The sequence below is a fragment of the Novosphingobium sp. HNCC26DJ243 genome, assembly GCF_057180545.1.
Genome location: NZ_JBXUGN010000005.1, coordinates 167597 through 188617, shown reverse-complemented (window position 1 = coordinate 188617; position 21021 = coordinate 167597). Strand labels below are relative to the sequence as shown.

The 21021-nt window shown below is 64.6% G+C and carries 14 protein-coding genes; 9 read left to right on the top strand and 5 right to left on the bottom strand.

What is annotated here, in order from left to right; genetic code table 11:
• Positions 1-19: 19 nt before the first annotated feature.
• Positions 20-1405 (bottom strand): alpha-amylase family glycosyl hydrolase, encoded by a 1386-nt coding sequence (locus AC2A04_RS14905; protein ID WP_484213150.1) that lies wholly within the window; start codon positions 1403-1405, stop codon positions 20-22.
• The gene (locus tag AC2A04_RS14900; RefSeq protein WP_484213149.1) at positions 1398-2924 is read right to left on the bottom strand and encodes an MFS transporter; all 1527 of its coding nucleotides are present in this window, start codon (positions 2922-2924) and stop codon (positions 1398-1400) included. Before AC2A04_RS14900 ends, AC2A04_RS14905 begins: the two co-directional genes overlap by 8 nt.
• Before the next feature lie 204 nt (positions 2925-3128).
• Here AC2A04_RS14900 and AC2A04_RS14895 point away from each other — a divergent pair, with 204 nt between their 5' ends.
• From AC2A04_RS14895 to AC2A04_RS14870, 6 genes are all read left to right on the top strand, one after another.
• A complete protein-coding gene (locus tag AC2A04_RS14895) occupies positions 3129-3821 on the top strand; it encodes a DUF6445 family protein (RefSeq protein WP_484213148.1) in 693 nt (230 codons plus the stop codon).
• A 222-nt stretch (positions 3822-4043) separates the two neighbouring features.
• Positions 4044-6848: a TonB-dependent receptor gene (locus AC2A04_RS14890; RefSeq protein WP_484213147.1), complete on the top strand. Its 2805-nt coding sequence runs from the start codon at positions 4044-4046 to the stop codon at positions 6846-6848.
• A 144-nt stretch (positions 6849-6992) separates the two neighbouring features.
• Positions 6993-8477 carry a tryptophan halogenase family protein gene (locus AC2A04_RS14885; RefSeq protein ID WP_484213199.1) on the top strand — a complete coding sequence of 495 codons (1485 nt, stop codon included), beginning with the start codon at positions 6993-6995 and terminating at the stop codon, positions 8475-8477.
• A complete protein-coding gene (locus AC2A04_RS14880) occupies positions 8474-10288 on the top strand; it encodes an alpha-amylase family glycosyl hydrolase (protein WP_484213146.1) in 1815 nt (604 codons plus the stop codon). Before AC2A04_RS14885 ends, AC2A04_RS14880 begins: the two co-directional genes overlap by 4 nt.
• Positions 10289-10296: 8 nt before the next feature.
• Positions 10297-11919, top strand: a complete 1623-nt coding sequence (locus AC2A04_RS14875) for an alpha-amylase family glycosyl hydrolase (RefSeq protein ID WP_484213145.1) — start codon at positions 10297-10299, stop codon at positions 11917-11919.
• Positions 11916-13415, top strand: a complete 1500-nt coding sequence (locus AC2A04_RS14870) for a tryptophan halogenase family protein (RefSeq protein WP_484213144.1) — start codon at positions 11916-11918, stop codon at positions 13413-13415. Before AC2A04_RS14875 ends, AC2A04_RS14870 begins: the two co-directional genes overlap by 4 nt.
• 7 nt (positions 13416-13422) lie before the next feature.
• On the opposite strand, the gene AC2A04_RS14865 is transcribed toward AC2A04_RS14870, so the two are convergent.
• Positions 13423-14874: a sigma-54-dependent transcriptional regulator gene (locus tag AC2A04_RS14865; protein ID WP_484213143.1), complete on the bottom strand. Its 1452-nt coding sequence runs from the start codon at positions 14872-14874 to the stop codon at positions 13423-13425.
• A 255-nt stretch (positions 14875-15129) separates the two neighbouring features.
• On the opposite strand from AC2A04_RS14865, the gene AC2A04_RS14860 reads away from it, so the two are divergent.
• The 3 genes from AC2A04_RS14860 to AC2A04_RS14850 are packed head-to-tail and all read left to right on the top strand — an operon-like array spanning position 15130 to position 18961.
• Positions 15130-16314, top strand: coding sequence for a polysaccharide biosynthesis/export family protein (locus tag AC2A04_RS14860; protein ID WP_484213142.1), 1185 nt, complete (start codon positions 15130-15132; stop codon positions 16312-16314).
• Entirely contained in the window at positions 16311-17726 is a 1416-nt protein-coding gene (locus AC2A04_RS14855; protein WP_484213141.1) for a GumC family protein, read from the top strand. Before AC2A04_RS14860 ends, AC2A04_RS14855 begins: the two co-directional genes overlap by 4 nt.
• Positions 17669-18961 carry an O-antigen ligase domain-containing protein gene (locus AC2A04_RS14850; RefSeq protein WP_484213140.1) on the top strand — a complete coding sequence of 431 codons (1293 nt, stop codon included), beginning with the start codon at positions 17669-17671 and terminating at the stop codon, positions 18959-18961. Before AC2A04_RS14855 ends, AC2A04_RS14850 begins: the two co-directional genes overlap by 58 nt.
• On the opposite strand, the gene AC2A04_RS14845 is transcribed toward AC2A04_RS14850, so the two are convergent.
• Both AC2A04_RS14845 and AC2A04_RS14840 read right to left on the bottom strand, forming a co-directional pair.
• Positions 18958-20004, bottom strand: a complete 1047-nt coding sequence (locus tag AC2A04_RS14845; RefSeq protein WP_484213139.1) for a glycosyltransferase family 4 protein — start codon at positions 20002-20004, stop codon at positions 18958-18960. The genes AC2A04_RS14850 and AC2A04_RS14845 overlap by 4 nt on opposite strands.
• Positions 20001-20990 carry a glycosyltransferase family 2 protein gene (locus AC2A04_RS14840; protein ID WP_484213138.1) on the bottom strand — a complete coding sequence of 330 codons (990 nt, stop codon included), beginning with the start codon at positions 20988-20990 and terminating at the stop codon, positions 20001-20003. Before AC2A04_RS14840 ends, AC2A04_RS14845 begins: the two co-directional genes overlap by 4 nt.
• Positions 20991-21021 lie beyond the last annotated feature (31 nt).

Genomic DNA, 21021 nt, shown 5'->3' with positions numbered 1-21021 from the left:
CCTGCCCCCCAGCAAGTGTTTAGTGTGCGCCGCGTGACAGCAGGCGATAGCCCCACGCCGGCAGCGTGACCGTGTCGCCGGCACTGATCGTCACGGTCTTGCCGGTGCCGAATTCGGTATAGCTTCCGGCGGGCAAGGCGTCGGCCAGCTTGGCGGTGACCGGCTCGGCCGAAAGGTTGAACAGCCCGAGCACCTTGTTTTCGCCGCTCTGGCGGACCCAGGCGAACAGCTGCTTGGGCTTGTCGTTCTCGACCTTGTTCATCCGCGCGCCCCATTGTGCGTTGCCAAGCGCCGGGTTGGCCTTGCGGAACGCGATCAGGTCGCGCAGCAACGCGCCCATTGCGCAGGTTTGGCCCTGCGACCAGTCGATCGTGTCCTTCTCGAAGAAGGCAAGACGCTTCTCGTTGCACGCCTCCTGCCCGTTGTGGATCATCGACAGGCCCTCGCCGGTAAAGGATAGCGCGACGAAGGCGGGCAGGGCCGGGCCGAAGTTCTCGCCCGTCGTGCCTTCCCATGCATTGCTGTCATGGTTCTCGATATACGTCAGGCGCATCGCCTCCTTCGGCCAGGCGCTTTCGTTTTCGGCGTAATAACCATAGAGCGCGGTGGCATCGGCTTCGCCCTTGGCGATCTGCTTGATGGTGACATGCCAGTCCCACGAATAAACCGCGTCGAATGCGCGGCGCATCAGTTCGGAGCTTTTCCACTCGGCCAACATGAACACCGGGCGGATCTTCTCCAGCCGTGCGCGTTCGGCCTCCCAGAAATCGAGAGGCACGTATCCGGCCACGTCGGCGCGATAGCCGTCAATCCCGACCTCGCGGACCCAGTATTCCATCGCCTTGCCGACGTGTGCGCGTACGCCGGGCTTGGACCAGTCGAGGTCAATCACGTCGGACCAGTCCCACCACGGCGTAGGGCGGAACGAACCCTTCCAGTCCTTTTCGTACCAGTCGGGATGCTGCTTCGCCATCTGGTTGTCCCAGGCGGTGTGGTTCGCCACCAGGTCGAGGATCACGTGGAACCCCTGCGCGTGCGCCGCATCGACGAAGCTCTTGAGGTCGGAAACCGTCCCGAACTCGGGATTGACCGCGTAGTAGTCCTGCACCGAATAAGGCGATCCCAGCGTGCCCTTGCGGTTTTCCTTGCCGATCGGGTGGATCGGCATCAGCCAAAGGATGTCGACCCCCAGCTTCTTCAGCCGCGGCAATTGCGCCTGCGCGGCGCGGAACGTGCCTTCTGGCGTGAACTGGCGGGTGTTGATCTGGTAGAGCACCGCGTTCTTCGTCCACGGGGCATGGGCCTGTTCGACATAGGGCTTGGCCGCCCAGGGATCGCTCTTGGCAAGAGCGGGCGATGCAACGGCAAGTGTCGCGGCAAGGGCGGGCAGAACGGTCTTAAGCATGTGCGGTCTCCGTGCGGTGCGCGGGAAGGGCTGCGGACACCCGCTGCATGGCAAGCGCGGCGACGATCCAGGCGGCGGCGGCGAACAGCATTGTCCACACCGGTTCGCCCGGGAAAAAGGCTTTCATCAAGGTGCCCATCACGGTCGCCACCAGCAATTGCGGGATCACGACGAAGACGTTGAACAGGCCCATGTAGATGCCAAGCTTGGCCTGCGGCAGGTTCGAGGCGAGGATCGCGTAGGGCATCGCAAGGATCGAGGCCCAGGCGATGCCGATGCCGATCTCGCAGAGCAGCAGCGCCTGCGCATCGCGCAGCACGAAGAAGCCGAGGAACCCTGCTGCGCCGATGCACAGGCACAGGGAGTGCGTCATCACCTGTCCCAGCTTGCGCGAAAGAAACGGCAACAGGAACAGTGCCGCGCCGGCGGCAACCCCGTTGTAGACGGTGAAAAGCACGTTCACCCAGTTCGCGCCTTCGTTGTACGCGGCGCTGGCGGCGTCGCTGCTCCCGAACACGTACTGCGTGACCACCGGCGTCGTGTTGATCCACATGATGAACAGCGCCGACCAGCTGAAGAACTGCACCAGCGCCAGCCGCTTCATCACCTCGGGCATGCCCGCAAAGTCGCCGACGATGCTGGCGAGCATGCCGCTGGTCTGGCCCTTGCGGGCAAGCGAGATGGCGATAGCGCTGAGCGCGCCATAGAGCACAAGCAGCCCGCCCAGCAGGTAGACTTCCTTTTCGAGCCCGAAGCCTTCGACGATGGCGATCACGATCAGCCCGAGCACGGCCCAGACCGCGCTCGATCCATAGGACTTGGCAGCAAGCGCGCGCACCGGCGTTTCGACCGGCGTCTCGCTCTCGCCCGAAAACGCGGCCTGCTCCTCGGGGCTGTATTCGCGAGTCGTCACCACGGTCCAGAGCACCGCGACTAGCAGCGCCGCACCGCCTGCCTGAAAGCTCCAGCGGACCGTATCGGGCAGGGCACCGGGATGCGCGATGTTGTCAACGCCCAGATGCTCGAGCAGCCATGGGAAGATCGAGCCGACCACCGCGCCCGCGCCGATGAAGGCGGTTTGCACCGCGTAGCCCGCTGAGTGCTGGTCGGTGCGCAGCATGTCGCCGACAAAGGCGCGGAACGGCTCCATCGAAACGTTGAGCGACGCATCCAACACCCACAGCATCGCCGAGGCAAAGACCAGCGCCGCCCCCATGCTCGGGGCCAGCGGCATCACGAACAGCGCAAGCGCTGCCAGCAGTGCACCGGTCAGGAAGTAGGGGCGGCGGCGGCCGAGGCGCGACCATGTCCGGTCCGACAGGTGCCCGATGATCGGCTGTACGATCAACCCGGTGAGCGGGGCTGCCACCCACAGGGCGGGCAAGTCGTCCATGCTCGCGCCCAGCGTCTGGAAGACGCGGCTCATGTTCGCGTTCTGCAGGGCAAAACCGATCTGGATTCCGAAGAACCCGAAGCTGATGTTCCAGAGCCCGAAGAAACCCTGGCGCGGCTTTTCCATTGCGATCGTCCTGTCCCTTGAATCGCGCATCTGTGGCGCGATTTCCTGTGCCCTCTGGCTGACAGGAAGCGGGTCTCCGGACAACACGTATACGAATACCAAACGTTTGCATTCATCGCCTAAATCGCGGTTTTCAGCCGTTTTCGCGTTCGAAGCGATCTTGCGGGGCTTCGCAAATCCGGGGCCGTCGTTAAACCTCGCGCGATGTCGGGCCCACTTTCTCTCTCGCCTGCCGCCGCGCTGCGCACCGAATGGTTCGGTGTCGAGCGTCAGCCGCTTGTCATCGTCGATCAGGCGCTCGAGGATCCGGACATGGTCGTGGCCATCGCGGCAAGGCACGATTTCAGCGCGATCGGCCCTTTCTATCCGGGTCTGCGCGCAGCCGTGTCCGAACGCATCGCGATGGATCTCGTCCTGCCGCTCTTGCCGATGCTGCAGGAAACCTTTGCGCAAGCTCGGCCCCCGCGATTCCTTGAATGTTATCTCAGCCTGCTCACCACCCCCGCGGCGCAGCTCCTGCCGATCCAGCGGTTCCCCCATTTCGATGGGCTCGAGGCCGAACGGCTGGCGGTGCTGCTCTATCTCGATGTTGCGCAAACGACCGGCACGGGCTTCTATCGCCAGCGCGAGACCGGGTTCGAAAGCGTCGATACCGCGCGCTTCGACGACTACCGTCGCGTGCTCGAAACTGAAGTCGCCGAGCGCGGCTTGCCCACCGACGGCTACATCGGCGGCGACTCACCCCATTTCGAGCGGATTCATCGCGTTGACGGGCGCTTCAATCGCATGGTGATCTATCGCGGCCATGCGTTGCACTGTGCCGACATACCCGATGGCTTCATGCCCGCGACCGATCCCGCGAAGGGCCGCCTCACGCTCAATCTCTTCCTCGACTGATCGCACAAACCCAATATTTCCGGGCATTTGCGGTGTGACTAAAGGGTCACGCCGCATAGCCTGTCCATGCATGGTATACGTATACCATCTATCGGCCATGCCATCGCCGGGAATATCAGGACCTTGCAACGAACGGTCGGGCATCGGTCCCGGTCGTCTCAGCAGGGACAGGATCAGCCGGTCGCCCGATGTGGCGACGTCCGGCGTTTGGAGGGCACATCGATGGCATATCGCAAGCAATTTACCGGCGGGATCAGCTTCGCGGCTCTGGGCATTGCCCTGGCAGTGAGCCTGCCCGCCGTCGCACAGGCGCAGGACGCAGCCGCCTCTGCCGACCAGGCATCGACTGAAGCTGCGGCCGAAGAGCCCGGCATCGTCGTCACCGGCTTCCGCCAGGCACTGCAGACCGCAGTCAACCTCAAGAAAGAGCAGATCGGCATTGTCGAAGCCTTCTCGGCTGAAGACATCGGCAAGCTGCCTGACGTTTCGATCGCCGAAACGCTCGGCCGCCTGCCGGGCCTCGCTGTGCAGCGCATCGACGGTCGCGCCCAGAGCCTGTCGGTTCGCGGCCTCGGCCCCGACTACTCGACCTCGCTCCTCAACGGCCGCGAAGTCGTATCCTCGGGCGACAACCGCGCCGTCGAATATGACCAGTATCCCTCTGAACTGATCGACCAGGGCGTGGTCTACAAGACTCCCTATGCCGGCCTGATCGGCCAGGGTCTTGCCGGTACGGTCGACCTGCGCACGATCCGCCCGCTCTCGAAGAAGAAGCGTATTGTCGCGCTCTCGGCCCGCGCCGAAATCAACGAAGGCGGCTCGCTCAACCCTGATATCCGCGGCTACGGCTATCGCGCCACCGGCACCTACGTCGATCAGTTCGCCGACGACACGCTCGGCCTCGCGCTCGGTCTGTCGTACCAGTCGAGCCCGAGCCAGGTCGAACGCTTCCGCGCCTGGGGCTACCCGAGCGATGCCGGCTACACCGTCCTTGGCGGCATGAAGCCTTTCGCCAAGTCGGTCCTCCTTGACCGTCTCGGCGCGTTCGGCACGCTCGAATGGCAGCCGAGCCCCGAATGGAACAGCTCGCTCGACGTGTTCTATGCCGACTACAAGGAAAAGCAGCCGCAGCGCGGTATCGAGTTCCCGCTGAACCCCGGCTGGGGCGCTGGCACCACGATCACCTCGCACTCGGCAGGCAGCTTCCCTGACAGTGTTACGTTCAGCGGCGTCCAGCCGGTCGTCCGCAACGACTATGACCGCAAGGACACGACCACGTTCGCCGCGGGCTGGAACACCAAGTACGAAAACGACGATCTCATCCTGACGGCCGACATTTCCTACTCGAAGTCGGATCGCCGCCTGCAGCAGATCGAGAGCTACTCGGGTCTCAGCTATGCCGCCAACCCGGCAGCGCCGTCCGATGTCATTGTCGCGACGCGCAACGGCAGCGGCAATGGCTTCCCATACTCGTTCGCCAGCCAGATCAATTATGGCGACACCAACCTCATCCAGCTGACCGATCCGCGTGGCTGGGGTGGCGGCATCGTCCAGGCCGGCTTCATCAACGACACCAAGACCAAGGACGAACTGTGGTCGGGCAAGCTCGAAGCCGTCGGCAAGATCGAGAGCGGATTCCTCGACCGCATCGTGGCCGGTGTCTCCTATGCCGATCGCCAGAAGTCGCGTGACATCACGCAGAACTTCCTGAGCCTCAAGGGCCCGTCCGCCTTTGTCGCGCAGGGTGCTGTCACCCGCTTGCCGATCCCGCAGGATGCGCTGCTCGGCACCGTCGATGCCCTCTCGTTCCTCGGCATTGGCCCGCAAGTCGCCTACGATCCGTTCGTGCTGCTCAACAACGGCACTTACATCAAGACCAGCGTCGAAAGCTCGAGCCTGCCCTTCCCGGGTGACTGGACCGTCGACGAGAAGGTCTACACCGGCTACGTTCGCGCCGACATCAAGTCGATGGTCGGCTCGATGGAGCTGACCGGAAACGTCGGCGTCCAGGTTGTCCGCACCGATCAGTCGTCGGACGGCTTCAACTCGCCGGGCGGTGTCGGCAGCGTCAAGACCCCGGTCAGCGATGGCGACAAGTACACCCACGTCCTGCCGAGCCTGAGCCTCAACCTTGCGCTCAACGACCAGATGAAGCTGCGCTTCGGCGCTGCCCGGACTCTGGCTCGTCCGCGCATGGACCAGCTCAACGCTTCGCAGAATGCGTCGATCTCGAACTCGCCGCTGCTTCCGCTCAACACCATCTTCAGCGGCAGCGGTGGCAACCCGCGCCTGCGCCCGTACCTCGCAGACGGCGTGGACATGAGCTACGAATGGTACTTCGGCGGTGAGGGCTACCTTTCGCTCGCGGGTTACTACAAGAACCTCAAGGACTTTGTGAACCCGAACGCTTCGGTCACGCGTGACTTCTCGTACCTCGTGTCGAGCCTGAATGCGGCGCAGCGGGCGGCGTTCCTTGCCACAGGCAGCAACACGACCGGCTTCGTGTCGGGTCCGGACAACACCGCCAAGGGCCACATCTACGGCTTCGAAGCCAGCCTTGCGCTGCCGTTCCGTTCGCTCACGCCCGCTCTCGAAGGCTTCGGCTTCCAGAGCAGCGTATCGTACACCAGCAGCGAACTGACGATCACCGATCGCCAGACCGGCAACACCTTCACCGCCACGGTGCCCGGCCTGTCGAAGTGGGTCGTCAACTCGACGGTGTACTTCGAAAAGTCCGGGTTCGAAGCCCGCGTCAGCCACCGCTACCGGTCGAGCTATCTGGCCGAATTCATCGGCATCTCGGCCAGCCGCGACTTCCGCCAGACCTATCCGGAATCGATTTTCGATGCCCAGATCGGTTATCGCTTTGGTGAGAACAGCAGCCTCAACGGTCTGTCGCTCACCGTTCAGGCGCTGAACCTGACGGACGAGCCGTTCATCAACTATGCCGATCAGGACAAGTCGCACGTCATCGATTACGAGCGCTATGGCCGCACCTACCTGCTGGGTGTTTCCTACCGCTTCTAAGTTCCCTCCGAAGCGGCGGGCCGGATCAGTTCCGGCCCGCCGTTACGCTTTGGAGCGCTACGCAGGCTTGATCCGTAAACCGGCTCCGGCAACGATACCGCAAACTGGCGGGAGAGGTTCGTGCTCAATTCAGGCCAAGGCGGCATGCGCTATGTCATAGCGGGCGGTGGAACCGCCGGCTGGATGACTGCCGCCGCACTGTCACGCTTCGCGCCTCCGGGCACGCAGATCGATCTGGTCGAGAGCGACGCGATCGGTACCGTGGGCGTTGGCGAGGCCACGATTCCGCAAATCCATCTGTTCAACGCCGCACTCGGCATAGACGAGGCGGTATTCATCCGCGAGACCAAGGGCACGTTCAAGCTCGGCATCGAGTTTGCGGGCTGGCAGCGCGAAGGCGAAAGCTACATGCATGCCTTCGGCGCCATCGGTCGTCCGGTCGGGCTCTTGCCATTCCAGCACTACTGGCTTCGCGCGAAGGAACTGGGCTTTGCCAAGCCCCTTCAGCGCTACTCGCTCAACGAACTCGCCGCCCGCACCATGCGCATGCAGCGTGGTCGTCGCACCCCGCAATCGGCGGAGATGCCATACGCCTACCATTTCGACGCCGGCCTCTATGCCGCTTTCCTGCGCCGCAAGGCCGAGGCGCGCGGCGTCGTGCGCCACGAGGGCCTGATCCAGACCGTCGAGCGCGATGCCCGGAGCGGTGACATTTCCGCCCTTCTGCTCGATGGCGAACGCCGGATCGAAGGCGATTTCTTCATCGACTGCACAGGCTTTCGGGGGGCTCTGATCGAAGGTGCGCTCGAAACCGGATACGACGACTGGACGCATTACCTGCCCTGCGACCGCGCGCTGGCCGTCCCGTGCGCCAGCGGTGGTGATTTCACGCCATATACCCGTTCGACAGCGCGCGCCTGCGGCTGGCAATGGCGCATTCCGCTGCAGCACCGCATCGGCAATGGGCATGTCTACTCCAGCGCGATGATCTCGGACGACGAGGCCGCGGCAACGCTGCTTGCCAATCTTGACGGCGAACCGCTCGGCGATCCGCGCCCCTTGCGTTTCACCACTGGCATGCGGCGCAAGCACTGGAACCACAATTGCCTCGCCATCGGGTTGGCGGCAGGATTCATGGAACCGCTGGAATCGACCAGCATCCACCTCGTGCAAAGCGCAATCAGTCGCTTTCTGGCGATGTTGCCCAATGGCCGTCCCGATCCGGCCATGGTCGATCATTTCAATGCGCAGTCCGCTTTCGAATGGACGCGCATCCGCGATTTCATCGTCCTCCACTATTGGGCCAACGAACGCAAAGGACAGCCCTTCTGGGATGCCATGCGCAACTTGGAACTGCCCGCAACGCTCACCGCCAAGCTCGCGCAATGGCAGGCCAGCGGCTTCATCCATCGCGAGCACGAGGAACTGTTCACCGAGGTCGGCTGGTTCCAGGTTCTTGCGGGGCAGGGGGTCGAGGCGCGCGCTTACAACCCCATGGCACTGAGCTTGCCTGAAGACGCCTTGCGCGACCTGCTCGGCCGCACCGAGGCGGAGCTCGTCGAGGAGGTGCGTCAGATGCCGCGCCACATCGACGTGGTTGATCAGATGGTACGGAGTGCTGCTGCATGAAGACGTCGCTTCTGGCACTCGCTGCTGCACTGATGCTGCCCGGCTGCGCCACCGCGCAACCCGAAGCGGACTTGCGCGCACGCACCGCCTCGGATGAGGTCGTCTACTTTCTCCTGCCAGACCGTTTCGAAAACGCCGATCCGAGCAACGATCGCGGCGGTTTGACCGGCGATCGTCTCAGCACGGGCTTCGATCCGGCCGACAAGGGCTTCTACCACGGGGGTGATCTCAAGGGACTGACCGCGCGTCTCCCATACCTGCAGAAGCTCGGGATCACCGCGATCTGGGTTGCGCCGATCTTCCAGAACAAGCCGGTGCAGGGGCCGGCCGGGCAGGAAAGCGCCGGCTACCACGGCTACTGGGTCACCGATTTCACGCGACCTGATCCTCACCTTGGCACTGAGGCGGACTTCAAGGCGCTGGTCGCCGCTGCGCACGGCATGGGGATGAAGGTCTACATGGACATCATCACCAACCACACCGCCGACGTGATCCGCTATCGCGAAGGCGAGGCGACGAAATACGCCTACCGCTCTCGCGCTGACTATCCGTATTCGCGCAAGGGCGGCGCGGGCGGTGCGGCCATCAATTCTGGCTTTGCAGGTGACACCGACAGCAGCGCTGCAAACTTCGCAAGGCTGAGCGATCCGGCGTCGGCCTATACGCCCTATGTTCCGGACGCCGAGCGCGGCGTCAAAGTCCCGGCGTGGCTCAACGATCCGCTGTTCTATCACAATCGCGGCGATTCCACCTTCACCGGCGAGGACGCGCGCTTTGGCGATTTTTCCGGTCTCGATGATCTGTTCACCGAGCACCCCCGCGTGCGCGAAGGCATGATCGAAATCTACAAGGGCTGGATCGACCGCTACGGGATCGACGGATTCCGCATCGATACCGCCCGCCACGTCGACCCCGGCTTCTGGCAGGCCTTCGTGCCTGCCATCCAAAGTGCTGCCAAGGCGCGCGGCGTGCCCAATTTCGCGATTTTCGCCGAAGTCTACCGCTCCTCGCCCGACAGCGGCTATATCGCGCAGTACACGCGGCGCGACATGCTTCCCGCCGTGCTCGACTTTTCCTTTCAGGCCGCCGTCCGCGAAGTGCTGGGCAAGGGCAAGGGCACTGTGCTGCTCGCCGAACTGTTCGATGGCGACGTGCTTTATGAAGGCGGCGAGGATGCCGCACGCGCGCTGCCCACGTTCCTCGGCAATCACGACATGGGACGCTTCTCAACGCTGCTTCGCGAGGACCGCCCCGGCATCGGCGCCGACGAGCTGCTCGCCCGCGTCACGCTCGGCCATGCCATGCTGCTGACCCTGCGCGGCGCGCCGGTGATCTATTATGGCGATGAACAGGGATTCGTTGGCGATGGTGGCGATCAGGCCTCGCGAGAGGACATGATGCCCTCGCAGGTCGCGTCCTACAACGACAATGCGCTGATCGGCACGAGTGCCACGACGGCGGCCAGCAACTTCGACGAGAAGCACCCGCTGTTCCGCACGATCGCCAGCCTTGCCGCGATCCGTCGCGCCAATCCCGCTCTTGCGCGCGGACGACAGGTCGTGCGCGATTATGCGCAAGGGCCGGGGCTGTTCTCGGTATCGCGCTTCGATCCCACGACCGGCGCGGAATACTTCATCGCCTTCAACACCGCCGACCACCCGATCGATGTGAGGAGCACGATCGGCTACCGGGCCGGCGCACTCCAGACCCTCGCAGGATCATGCCCTGCCTCCGTCGAGGCACCGGGCAGTGTGCGCGTCGCCCTGCCGGCCTTTGGCTGGATGGTCTGCCGCGTCAAAGAAAGACAGTGACGAGAACGATGAATACGCACGCCTCATTCGAAGAGCCCGCAGTGCTCGCGGACCATCCGTGGTGGCGCGGGGCGGTGATCTACCAGATCTATCCGCGCAGCTACATGGATGCCAACGGCGACGGGATCGGCGACCTTCCCGGCATCACGCGCCGGCTCGATCATATCGCCCGTCTCGGCGCCGATGCGATCTGGATATCGCCGTTCTTCAAGTCGCCGATGAACGACTTCGGCTATGACGTATCCGATTATTGCGATGTCGATCCGATCTTTGGAACCCTCGCCGATTTCGACGCACTCATCGCGCGCGCCCATGCCCTCGGCCTGCGCGTGCTGATCGATCAGGTCTATGCCCACACCTCCGACGAACACCCGTGGTTCGTCGAAAGCCGGTCCTCGAAGGATAACGACAAGGCAGACTGGTACGTGTGGGCCGACGCCAAGCCCGACGGGTCGCCACCATCGAACTGGCAGTCGGTGTTCGGGGGCCCCGCCTGGCGGTGGGACGCCCGGCGCCGGCAGTATTACATGCACAATTTCCTGGCCAGCCAGCCGCAGCTGAATTGCCACAACCCGGCGGTGCAGGAGGCGCTGCTGGGTGTCGCCGAATTCTGGCTCGAGCGCGGCGTCGACGGGTTCCGCATCGACGCGCTGAACTTCGCGATGCACGATCCCCAACTGCGCGACAATCCGCCCGCGCCAGCCACCGATCAGATCCGCACACGCCCCTTCGATTTCCAGTCGAAGATTTACAACCAGTCACATGCCGACATACCGGCGTTCATCGAGCGGATCCGCGCGCTCACCGATCAATACGATGCGACCTTCACCGTCGCCGAAGTCGGCGGCGACGATGCCGAGCGCGAGATGAAGCTGTTCACGGCGGGCGAAACGCGCCTCAATTCGGCCTATGGCTTCGACTTCCTCTATGCCGATCGCCTGACGCCGGGCCTCGTCCGCGCGGCGCTTGCCGCCTGGCCGGCGACCCCCGGCGTCGGCTGGCCGAGCTGGGCGTTCGAAAATCACGATGCGCCGCGCGCTATCTCTCGCTGGATCGAACCGCCGCATCGCGAGGTCTTCGCGCGGATGAAAGCGCTTCTCCTGATGTGCCTGCGCGGCAATGCAATCGTCTATCAGGGTGAGGAGCTGGGCCTCAAACAAGTCGAAATCCCGTTCGAACTGCTGCAGGACCCCGAGGCCATCGCCAACTGGCCGCTGACGCTTTCGCGCGATGGCGCGCGCACGCCGATGCCGTGGGTCGCTGCCGCGCATGACGCTGGCTTCGGTTCAGCCATGCCTTGGCTTCCGGTGGGCGAGGCGAACCACGCGCTTGCCGCCGACGTGCAGGAACGCGATCCGGGCTCGCTGCTGTGCCACACCCGTCACGTCATTGCCCTGCGCAAAGCCCATCCCGCGCTGAGCGTCGGTGAAGTGGAAGACTGCCGCGCAGAGGGCGACCTTCTGATCATCGATCGCAAGGCTCCGGGCGAGACGGTGCGTTGCCTGTTCAATCTTGGCGAAAAGTCGGTTAGCCTCGCCGAGGGCATGGCGGAAGGGCAGCTTCTGATGAGCGTGAACGGCGCAGACACCGGCACCCTGCCACCCTTTGCTGCGATGGTCGTCCGCCGGTGAGCGCACCCACGCCGCCGCACGTCGTAATTCTCGGCGGCGGCAGCGCAGGCTGGATCACCGCCTGCCTCCTGCACAAGGAATGGGGCGCGCGCGGCGGCAAGGTCACCGTCGTCGAAAGTCCGGACATCGGCATCATCGGCGTGGGCGAGGGCTCGACCCCGCAGCTAAAGGCGCTGTTCGATCACCTCGGTATCGCCGAAGCGGATTGGATGCCGGCTTGCGATGCCACCTACAAGCTGGGCATCCGCTTCGCGGGGTGGAGCGAGCGAGCGGGATTCGAGTCCTATTTTCATCCCTTTCCCGGCCCGACCGACCTCCACAGCGAACCGGGCTTCGTGCTCAATACCACGCTCGCGCGCCGCGGTTTCGATGTGCCGGCCCATCCTGATCCGTGGTTCCTCGCCTGCCGGTTGGCCGACGCGGGGAAGGGGCCGCACGCTGCCCCGACCTTTCCTTTTGCCCCGAGCTACGGCTATCATTTCGATGCTTACAAACTCGGCGCATACCTGCGCGATTTCGCCTGCGCACGCGGGGTCAGCCATCTGCCGCTCAAGGTCGTCGAGGTGGAACGCAAGGCCGATGGCGATATCGCCGCGCTGCTCTGCGAAGGCGGCGAACGGATCGCTGGGGACATGTTCGTCGATTGCTCTGGCTTTCGCGCGGTCCTGATCCGCCAGGCGCTGGGCGTGCCGTTCCGGTCCTTCGGCGAAAACCTGTTCAATGACCGGGCGGTGGTCATGCCCACGCCCCACGCATCGGTGCCGCGCCCGCAGACCGACAGCATCGCCATGCGCGCCGGGTGGCGCTGGTCGATCCCGCTGACGACGCGCGTCGGCAACGGCTACGTCTACTCGTCGAAATACATCTCGGATGATGAGGCCGAAGCCGAACTGCGCGCAGCGATCGGCATGGAGGAAAGCGACCAGCCCGCCCGGTTCCTGCAGATGAATGTCGGCAGGGTGGAGCACAGCTGGAGCCGCAACTGCCTCGCGGCCGGCCTGTCGCAGGGTTTCATCGAACCGCTGGAGGCGACAGCTCTGCACATCGTCATCGCCACGGCGCTGGAATTTGTCCGGGCCTTCGAGGCCGGCGGCTTCTCCGCACGCCATCGCGAGGACTTCAACCGCAAGGCCGCAGTTCGCTACGAGGGCATCCGCGATTACATCGTCGCGCATTACCGTCTCAACCAGCGCCGCGACACCGCCTACTGGCGTGAAAACGCCGCCAACCAGGCCTTGTCCGACGAACTCAAGGCAATGCTCACCGCATGGTTCACGCAAGCGGACATGGCTGCCGCCAATCAGGCTGCCTACGATGAGCCGCACTACGCCGCGATGAGCTGGAACTGCATCTTCGCAGGCTACGGCACGTTTCCGCCGGCCGACCGCCTGCAACCGCTCCCGCCCAACGCACTCAGTGCCGACATCGCCGCAACAAGCGCGATGCTCGATGCCTGCACGGGCAACTTCGCAGACTACCGGCCCGCAGGCGTCTAACCTGCCCCTAGCTGTCGAGGCTCTTTCCGGCCCAGCGCTCACGCTTGCGGTAAATGGTCGACGGGCTGACGCGCAGAGTGCGCGCGGCGGCGGGCAGGCTGCCCCCGGCTACGTCGATGGCATTTTCGATCACGATGCGTTCGATCTCGTCGAGCGAAAGGCCGTGGAGAGCCTGCGCCAGGTGCAGCGCAGCGGCTGCCGGAGCATTGCTCACCGAGGGGAGCGGCGCCACGCTCGTCGCGCCTGTCGCATGTTGCGCGGCAAGCGGGAAGGCGGAGTTCGGCAGGGTCGGGCCTTCGTGCAGAACCGCGGCGCGGCGCAGCACATTCTGCAATTCGCGCACGTTGCCGGGCCAGGTGTGCGCCTTCATCGCCGAAAGCTGCGCCGGTCCAAGCGCATCGAAATGCTTGCCTTCCTCGCGCGCGAAACGCTGCAGGAAAACTTCGCCCAGTTCGCCAATGTCGTCGCCGCGCTCGCGCAAGGGGGGCATGTGGACGGGAACCACGGCGAGGCGATAATAGACGTCCTCGCGGAAGCGACCCTCGGCCACTTCACGTTCGGGATTGCGATTGGTGGCGCAGACGATGCGCACGTCGACGTCCTCGGTGCCGTTGGCGCCCACGCGCTGGACGGTGCCCGTCTGGAGAAAACGCAGCAGCTTGACCTGCAACGGCAGCGCCATCTCGCAGATCTCGTCAAGGAACAGCGTGCCCTTGTGCGCCGCCTGGACCGCGCCGATACGGTCGCTGACCGCTCCCGTGAACGACCCCTTGATGTGACCGAACAGTTCGGATTCGAGCAGGTTTTCCGGGATCGCGCCGCAATTGATCGCGACGAAAGGCCCCTTGGCGCGACCGCTCTTGCGATGGATCGTCTCGGCGCAGACTTCCTTGCCCGTGCCGCTTTCGCCGGTGATGAACACCGTGGCGCGGCTGCGGGCGACGCAATCGATCTGGCGATAGACTTCGCGCATGACCGGCGAGGAACCGACGAACGTTCCGGGGCGGGGCGCGTCGCCCGGCTTTGCCGGACTGGTCGCCTCGGGCAGCGCCTCGATTGCCGGAGCGGGCGTGCTGGCGGGTCGTGAAAGCCCGGTCTCGACCGCACTGTTTACCACCGACACGAGCCGGGCCGCGCCTACCGGCTTGACGAGGAAATCGAACGCCCCGATCCGCATCGCCTCGATTGCGCGCGAAAGTGAACCGTCCGCGGTGGCAACGATGACCGGCTGGCGCTCGACAATCTCGGGATTGGCGCGCAGCAGGTCCAGTCCGTTGAGGTCGGGAAGTTGCAGGTCGAGCAGAACCGCGCCGAACTCGCCGGGCTCGGCCAGTGCGCGCAGGGCGGCCGCCCCCGATTCCACCGCAACCGCCTCATATCCCGCCTGCTCAAGCCTGGCGGCGTAGGCGATCGAGAGGGAAGCAAGGTCTTCGACGATCAGGATGCGTGTGCGGGTCATGCTCTTTTGCCAGAAACGTTGAGTGGTGGCCTGACCGCAGCAACGATCATGCCAACTGTTAAACGGCGGTATACGGCAACATACTTACGTAGTTTTGCATAATGCATCCGGAAAGGTTTGCAAATTGCAAAGGCCTTGGTCGCAATCTGCAAAAATGGTCAGCGGCCAGCGATGCATTCTGCCACGATCCCGTGCGCTGGGGCCGATTGGCACGCGCATTGCTCAACACCGGGCAAACCGGAGTTGACCATGTCCATGCAACGTTCCTTTTTCGCTCTAGCTGCCTGCCTCGCCGTCGCGGGCTGCTCGACCATGCCCGTTCCAGCCAATCGACCCGGCGCACAGTACCAGCGCGAGCAGCGTCTTGCTGGCACCGTGTCGCAACCCGTCTGCCTGCCAGCCTCTGCGCCTTTTGGCCTCGACTCATTTCGCAAGGTTGATGTCGCAGCCTTCACAGCCATGCCGGATGTTCTGGCGCCGGGCGATCGCCTCCGCCTTGTCGTAAGCGGCGACAAGGACGTGCTGACGGGCAGCTATGTCGTGGGCGCGAACGGTCGCCTCGTCGTCACCGACGTCGCTGATCTTCCCGCGTCGGGCCAAGTGCGCCAAGCGGTCGAAATAGCCCTTCGTGGACGCCTTCTGGCGCAAGGGCTGGTGCGCAACATCAGCAACAACGTCCGCCTGCAGCTCGAAGTAGCGGGTGCCGTCCCGGTCTCGGTCGAAGGCGCAGTGTTCGAGCCCGGCAATGTCCGCGCGGGCGAGCGCGGCCCCGATGACAAGGCCTCCGCACTGAGCAACGCCGCCGGTGGAGACTTCAACGCCGGACGCTCGTTATCGACTGCCCTGCGCGCGGCCGGCGGGTTGCGGCCCGATGCTGCGGCCGGGTCGGTCTATCTGATCCGCGGCGATCGCTATGCCGTGATCGACGTCTGGCCCGCGTTCGGCGGCAGCGGCGCGGTCGATCCGCAGCTGGCAGCCGGCGATCGCATCGTCGTTCCTTCGGCCGGATGCTTCCAGCCCGAGCTTGCCCGCCCGAGCAGCGTCACGGCCCCCGGCATCCGCGTCTACATGTCAAACCTTTCGCGTCCGGCCGCCAGCAATGCGTCGTCGGCCATCGGAAAGGAATCGACCAGCCTGCCCTATGGCACGCGACTGCTGCAGGGACTGGTTTCGGCCAACTGCGTGGGCGGTTCCGCGCTTAACGCCGGACGTCGCGCCGTCCTCATCTCGCGCAATCCGATCAACGGCAAATCGATCGCGATCGAGCGCTCGGTCGAGTCACTCGTCCGCAATGCCGATCGCGACGACGCCAATCCCTACCTCATGCCCAACGACGCCATCGCCTGTTATGATAGCACGGCCATGTCGGTGGTCGACGTCATTGGCCTCATGGGCAACCTTCTCGGCCCGGTTGCGATCGTGAAGGGGTTGGGCAATTGACCATCTCCGCAACTCTGGCGCCTGAACGGCGTCTGGTCCGCTTCTGGCATCTCGTGCGGCAGGGCCTGCCAAGCGCCGGGCGTTACCGGCGATACGTCGCTGTCATCGTCCCGGCCTTTGCGCTGATCTGGGGCCTGACCGCCGCCTACCTCATGCTCATGCCTCCCAGCTATTCGAGCACCTTCACCCTGATCCTGCCAGGATCGGGCATGGGCAGTTCGCTCAACGTTGAATCGATCGGTCAGGCGCAATCGTCGGCAAACTCGGCGTTTTCCAGCTCGACGCTCAGCCCGACCGAGAACTACAAGCAGCTCCTCACCGCCGATGTCACGTTGCGCAAGGCGGCTGATATCGTCGGGGAAGACGGCGGCGCCTTTCCCGAACCGCGCATCAAGCTGATCGACCAGACAAACCTCATCAGCGTCGATGTGACGGGGCCAACGCCCGAGGCGGCGCATCGCCGTGCCGAGGCCTTGCGCGCCGCCTTCCTCCAGCAGCTGGACGAATTGCGCACCGACGAGGCCGACAAGCGCGAAGTGTCCGACCGTCGCCACCTTGGCGAACTGGCCGACAAGGTGAAGCTGGCACAGCGCAAGCTGATCGCCTTCCAGGCAAGCCACGGTCTTGCCACGCTCGACCAGTTCAATTCGCGCATCTCCGCAGTCGATACCCTGCGCGACAAGGAGCGCGAACTGCGCACGACGCTGCGCCAGCAGGACGGCACCGCGGGCAGGATCGGCGGAAGCCTGCGGACATCGACAACCGGCGCCAACACTGCCATGCGGCTGCGCGGTGATCCCCTGTTTCAGGAACTCGCCCAGCGTTTTGCCGCTGCCAGCGCCGATGCCGAACAGAAAGCCGGAACGCTCGGCCCCCGCCATGCCGCGATGGCCCAGGCCAGCAGCGAGCGTGACGAACTGCGCATGGCGCTGGTCCGTCGCGGGCGTGAATTGACCGGCCTGCCCGAACAGGTTCTGTTCGATGCGGTCGATCATCAGGTGGCCGATGGCCGATCGAACCTGATGCAGGCGCTCGTTGTCGGCGATGCACAGGCGGCGGGCACGCGCGCGGCCTTGGCGGAGATTCGCGGCGACCTTGCGCGCGAACGCTCGCTCTCCCCCAGCCTTATCACCCAGGCCTCCGAACTCGCCGACCTTCAGCGCGATCACCGCGTGGCCGAGGCCGTTTTTTCCTCGGCGCTTGCCCGCCTTGATACCAACAAGCTTGACCCCTATGCCTCGTACCCGCTTGTCCAGACTCTCGCACCCCCGTCCCTGCCGCGCGATCCCAGCAGTCCCTCGCTGGTCATCGCGCTTGCCGGAGCCCTCGCAACCAGCCTGCTGGTGCTGGTCGCATGTCTGATGGCTTGGCTGCGACAACCGCTGCTCGACCGGATCCTGCGGAAAGGTTGATCGCCGGGACCATCGGAGCCACCTGGTGGCTCTGGTTGGTCGGCGGGCTCTACATCGCAGGCCCGTTCCTTGGGTGGAGTCTCGCGTTCCTCGCATTCCGGGCTTGGTATCTTGGGCCCTCGCTCGGGCCTGACCGTGCCGCGCGTCCCGTGCCGGGGGTGATGTGGATATGGCTGGCCGGCATGTCGGCCATGCTGCTGATCCTGTTTGCCGGCCATGCAAACTTCCACCTCGGCACGGGCCAGACGGTGAAATCGGCAATCGGCTGGGCCAAGGGCTGGGCCCTGCTCGCCCTGTTTCCGCTCGCCGGCGCGGTGCTGCCAATCAGGCTCGAAGTGGTCGTGCGGGCGATCTGCCGCCTTGGCCGCCAGACCCTTTTTCTCCTGCCGCTGTTCCTGCTCGCTCCCCTGCTGCATTTGCCCGAAACGCTCTGGGTGTCACCGCTCAAGGTGCTCGGCGGATCGGGCGACGAATATTTCGCAGCCGTGCTTTACACGATCGAGCCGGGCGTCGGTACGGCGCGCTGGCAGTTTTTCGCGCCGTGGTCGCCCGCCGCGGGCATGGTGGCGGTGGTGCACTTCCTGCTGGCCCGTGAGGAAAAGGATAAGGCATGGCGCTGGACCGGGATGGCCGCATCCATCCTCGTTGCGCTGCTGTCGCAGTCGCGCCTCGCACTCGTCGCGCTGGCGGTGATCATCCCGGTGACGCATCTTGTCGGCCGCGCCAATCGCGCGTCGAGCTGGTTCGCAGCCGCTCCGCTGGTCATGGTGGCAAGCTGGCTCGCTCCGCAGATCCGGTTGATCATCGACAAGGCCGTCAGCGACTTCGCCGGCGCGCGCGCCGATTCCTCGCGCGTGCGCGCCGCGCTCGGGCGGATCGCGGTGCAGCGCTGGAAGGATGAGGCCTACTGGTTCGGCCATGGCATCGTCGAGCGTGGCCCCCACATGGTCGAATACATGCCGATCGGCAGCCATCACAGCTGGTATGGTTTGCTCTACGTGAAGGGACTGGCCGGAGCCATCGCTCTGGCGATCCCGATGCTGGCAACGCTGGCGGTCAGCCTGCGCGCGGCAATGCGAGGGCGCGAAGGCCGGCTCGCACTGGCGATGATCCTCGTCTATTGGCTCTACAGCTTTGGCGAGAACCTCGAGGTCCTGACCTATATCGGCTGGCCCGCTCTGCTCGCCATCGGCATTGCCCTGCGGCAAGCCGATGGCGAGGGCGCGCAGGCTTAGGCAGCAGCCCCGACCGGGGACAATCCACCGGCTACCGCCCCGCTCCTGCTCGACACGAGCCGCGCAAGTAGTTGGCCCCAACCCTGTTCGCGGACCTGTCCTTCGCTCGCCGTCGCGGCGCGTGCCGAGAGCGCCATAGCCTCGAGGCGGGCGGGCGTCAGCGTGGCAAAAGCCGATGCAATCGCGTCGTCGCTCGTGAAGTCGATCACGAGGCCGGCGGTGCCAACTTGCTCGGGAAGTCCGTCCACCGGCGAAACGATGATCGGGCGTCCTGCCTCGCGCGCCTCGGTCGCAACCTGGCCGAACGCTTCCCAGCGCGAAGGGATGGCGACGACGTCGCACTGGCCAAGAAAGCCGGCGACATCCGCGATCTTGCCGGCAAAGGTTATCCCGGTGCAGCCATCGGCCAAGGTCTTGAGCCGCTCTTCCTCTGCCCCGAACCCGCCGATCACCAGTTCCGTTCCGGGCATCAACCCGCGCTTCCAGGCTTCGATCAGGCGGTCAAAGCCCTTGGCTTCGTGGAAGCGTCCGTAAGCACCGATCCTGAGGGGCGCGCGCTTGCGGAACTCGGGCAGGGCGACCTGACTGAGACCGGGATTCTGCGAATAGGGGTAGATCACCTCAATGCGCGCCGGATCGATGCGCGAGGCTTCGGACAGCCACCGGGCCTGACCGTGCGAAACGCAGACGATCGTATCGACAAGGCGGTTGGCGATCCCGAGCATCGCATGAAAGCGTCCGCGATTGGGAACTTTCACAGCTTCCCAGGCACGGGTGTAGCTGTGCTCGACATGGATGATCGTCGCGTGTGGATTGCGCGCACGCAGGCTCAGCAGAAATGCGATGCGTCGCCAGTTGGGCGGGAAGTGCAGCACGATGATCTCTGCATCCACCTTGGGCGCGAGGATTGCCGACGGATCGATCGCGAGGACCGAGGGATCGACCACCGCGCGCACCGGCGCGGAATCGAAGATGCCGAGCCCGCGCGACACGCCGCCAAGTGCAAAGTCGTCGAGCAGGTTGACGAGACGGGGCCGGCTCATGCCACCAGCTTCCCGCCCGAAAGTGAACCGGCAAGCCGCGCGAAGCGCTCGGGCTTGAGCGCGCGGCCCGCCACGACTGCGGCAACGGTCACCAGTGTCTTTACCGGTTCCTCGATCAGAGGGCGCATGCTGCTTGCCGCAGCCTCGCGCAACAGCGTCTCGGCCATGGTGGCATCGCCCATCTGCACCGAACGCCGCGCGAGATAGCGCAACTGGTACGCGCGCGCACGCGGCAAGTGCTGCGCCACGAAATCCGGCGCATAGCTCCGCAGCTTTTCGATTACGTCAAGCCAGGACTGGTACTGGCGCAGGACCTGGGCCGAAAGACCGCCTGCAACTACGCGATATTCGGTCAGCGCGGGCGCGATGCCTTCGAACCGCACACCGCCCACGATCGAAAGCCGCAGCCACATCTCGATATCCTCGGACTGGCGCAGGGTTTCATCGAACCAGCAGGTCCGGTCCGGCTCACCCGGGTGTGCAAACGAGACGGTATCGAGCGCCGATCGGCGAATGACCGGTGCAGAGCCATTGCCCACCGGATTGCGGCAGAAGATCGTTTCGGACGTGATGCCGGTCAGGCGTGGCGTCTGCTTGAGGCGCATCGGCGCGCCGGCCTCGTCGATCAGCCGTGACGGGCAATAGCTGACGCCGATTGCAGAGTTGTTGTCGAGGTGGATCACGTGAAGCGCCAGTTTTTCGGTGGTCCAGCGATCGTCGGAATCGAGAAACGCAACGTAGCGTCCGCGCGCCTCGGCAATGCCGGTATTGCGGGCGCCTGCAAGGCCGCGGTTGCGCTGCTGCACGATGCGGATACGAGCATCGGTGAAGCTCTTGCAGATCAGTTCGCTGCCGTCGGTGCTGCCGTCGTCAACCACGATCAGTTCGAAATCGGCAAACGTCTGGGCAAGCACCGACTGCATGGCCTCTGCCACATAGTCGCGGACATTGTACACCGGCATGACGATGGAAACAGTTGGTATCATGGCAAAAATCTTTCAGTGAGACGAGGAGGTG

What these genes read in the sequence shown, in the direction of transcription:
- AC2A04_RS14885 (WP_484213199.1), top strand. Translation starts at nt 6,993, where the DNA reads ATGCGCTATGTCATAGCGGGCGGTGGAACCGCCGGCTGGATGACTGCC.
- AC2A04_RS14860 (WP_484213142.1), top strand. Translation starts at nt 15,130, where the DNA reads ATGCAACGTTCCTTTTTCGCTCTAGCTGCCTGCCTCGCCGTCGCGGGC.
- AC2A04_RS14875 (WP_484213145.1), top strand. Translation starts at nt 10,297, where the DNA reads ATGAATACGCACGCCTCATTCGAAGAGCCCGCAGTGCTCGCGGACCAT.
- AC2A04_RS14905 (WP_484213150.1), bottom strand. Translation starts at nt 1,405, where the DNA reads ATGCTTAAGACCGTTCTGCCCGCCCTTGCCGCGACACTTGCCGTTGCA.
- AC2A04_RS14890 (WP_484213147.1), top strand. Translation starts at nt 4,044, where the DNA reads ATGGCATATCGCAAGCAATTTACCGGCGGGATCAGCTTCGCGGCTCTG.
- AC2A04_RS14895 (WP_484213148.1), top strand. Translation starts at nt 3,129, where the DNA reads ATGTCGGGCCCACTTTCTCTCTCGCCTGCCGCCGCGCTGCGCACCGAA.
- AC2A04_RS14865 (WP_484213143.1), bottom strand. Translation starts at nt 14,874, where the DNA reads ATGACCCGCACACGCATCCTGATCGTCGAAGACCTTGCTTCCCTCTCG.
- AC2A04_RS14850 (WP_484213140.1), top strand. Translation starts at nt 17,669, where the DNA reads ATGTCTGATGGCTTGGCTGCGACAACCGCTGCTCGACCGGATCCTGCG.
- AC2A04_RS14840 (WP_484213138.1), bottom strand. Translation starts at nt 20,990, where the DNA reads ATGATACCAACTGTTTCCATCGTCATGCCGGTGTACAATGTCCGCGAC.
- AC2A04_RS14880 (WP_484213146.1), top strand. Translation starts at nt 8,474, where the DNA reads ATGAAGACGTCGCTTCTGGCACTCGCTGCTGCACTGATGCTGCCCGGC.
- AC2A04_RS14845 (WP_484213139.1), bottom strand. Translation starts at nt 20,004, where the DNA reads ATGAGCCGGCCCCGTCTCGTCAACCTGCTCGACGACTTTGCACTTGGC.
- AC2A04_RS14900 (WP_484213149.1), bottom strand. Translation starts at nt 2,924, where the DNA reads ATGGAAAAGCCGCGCCAGGGTTTCTTCGGGCTCTGGAACATCAGCTTC.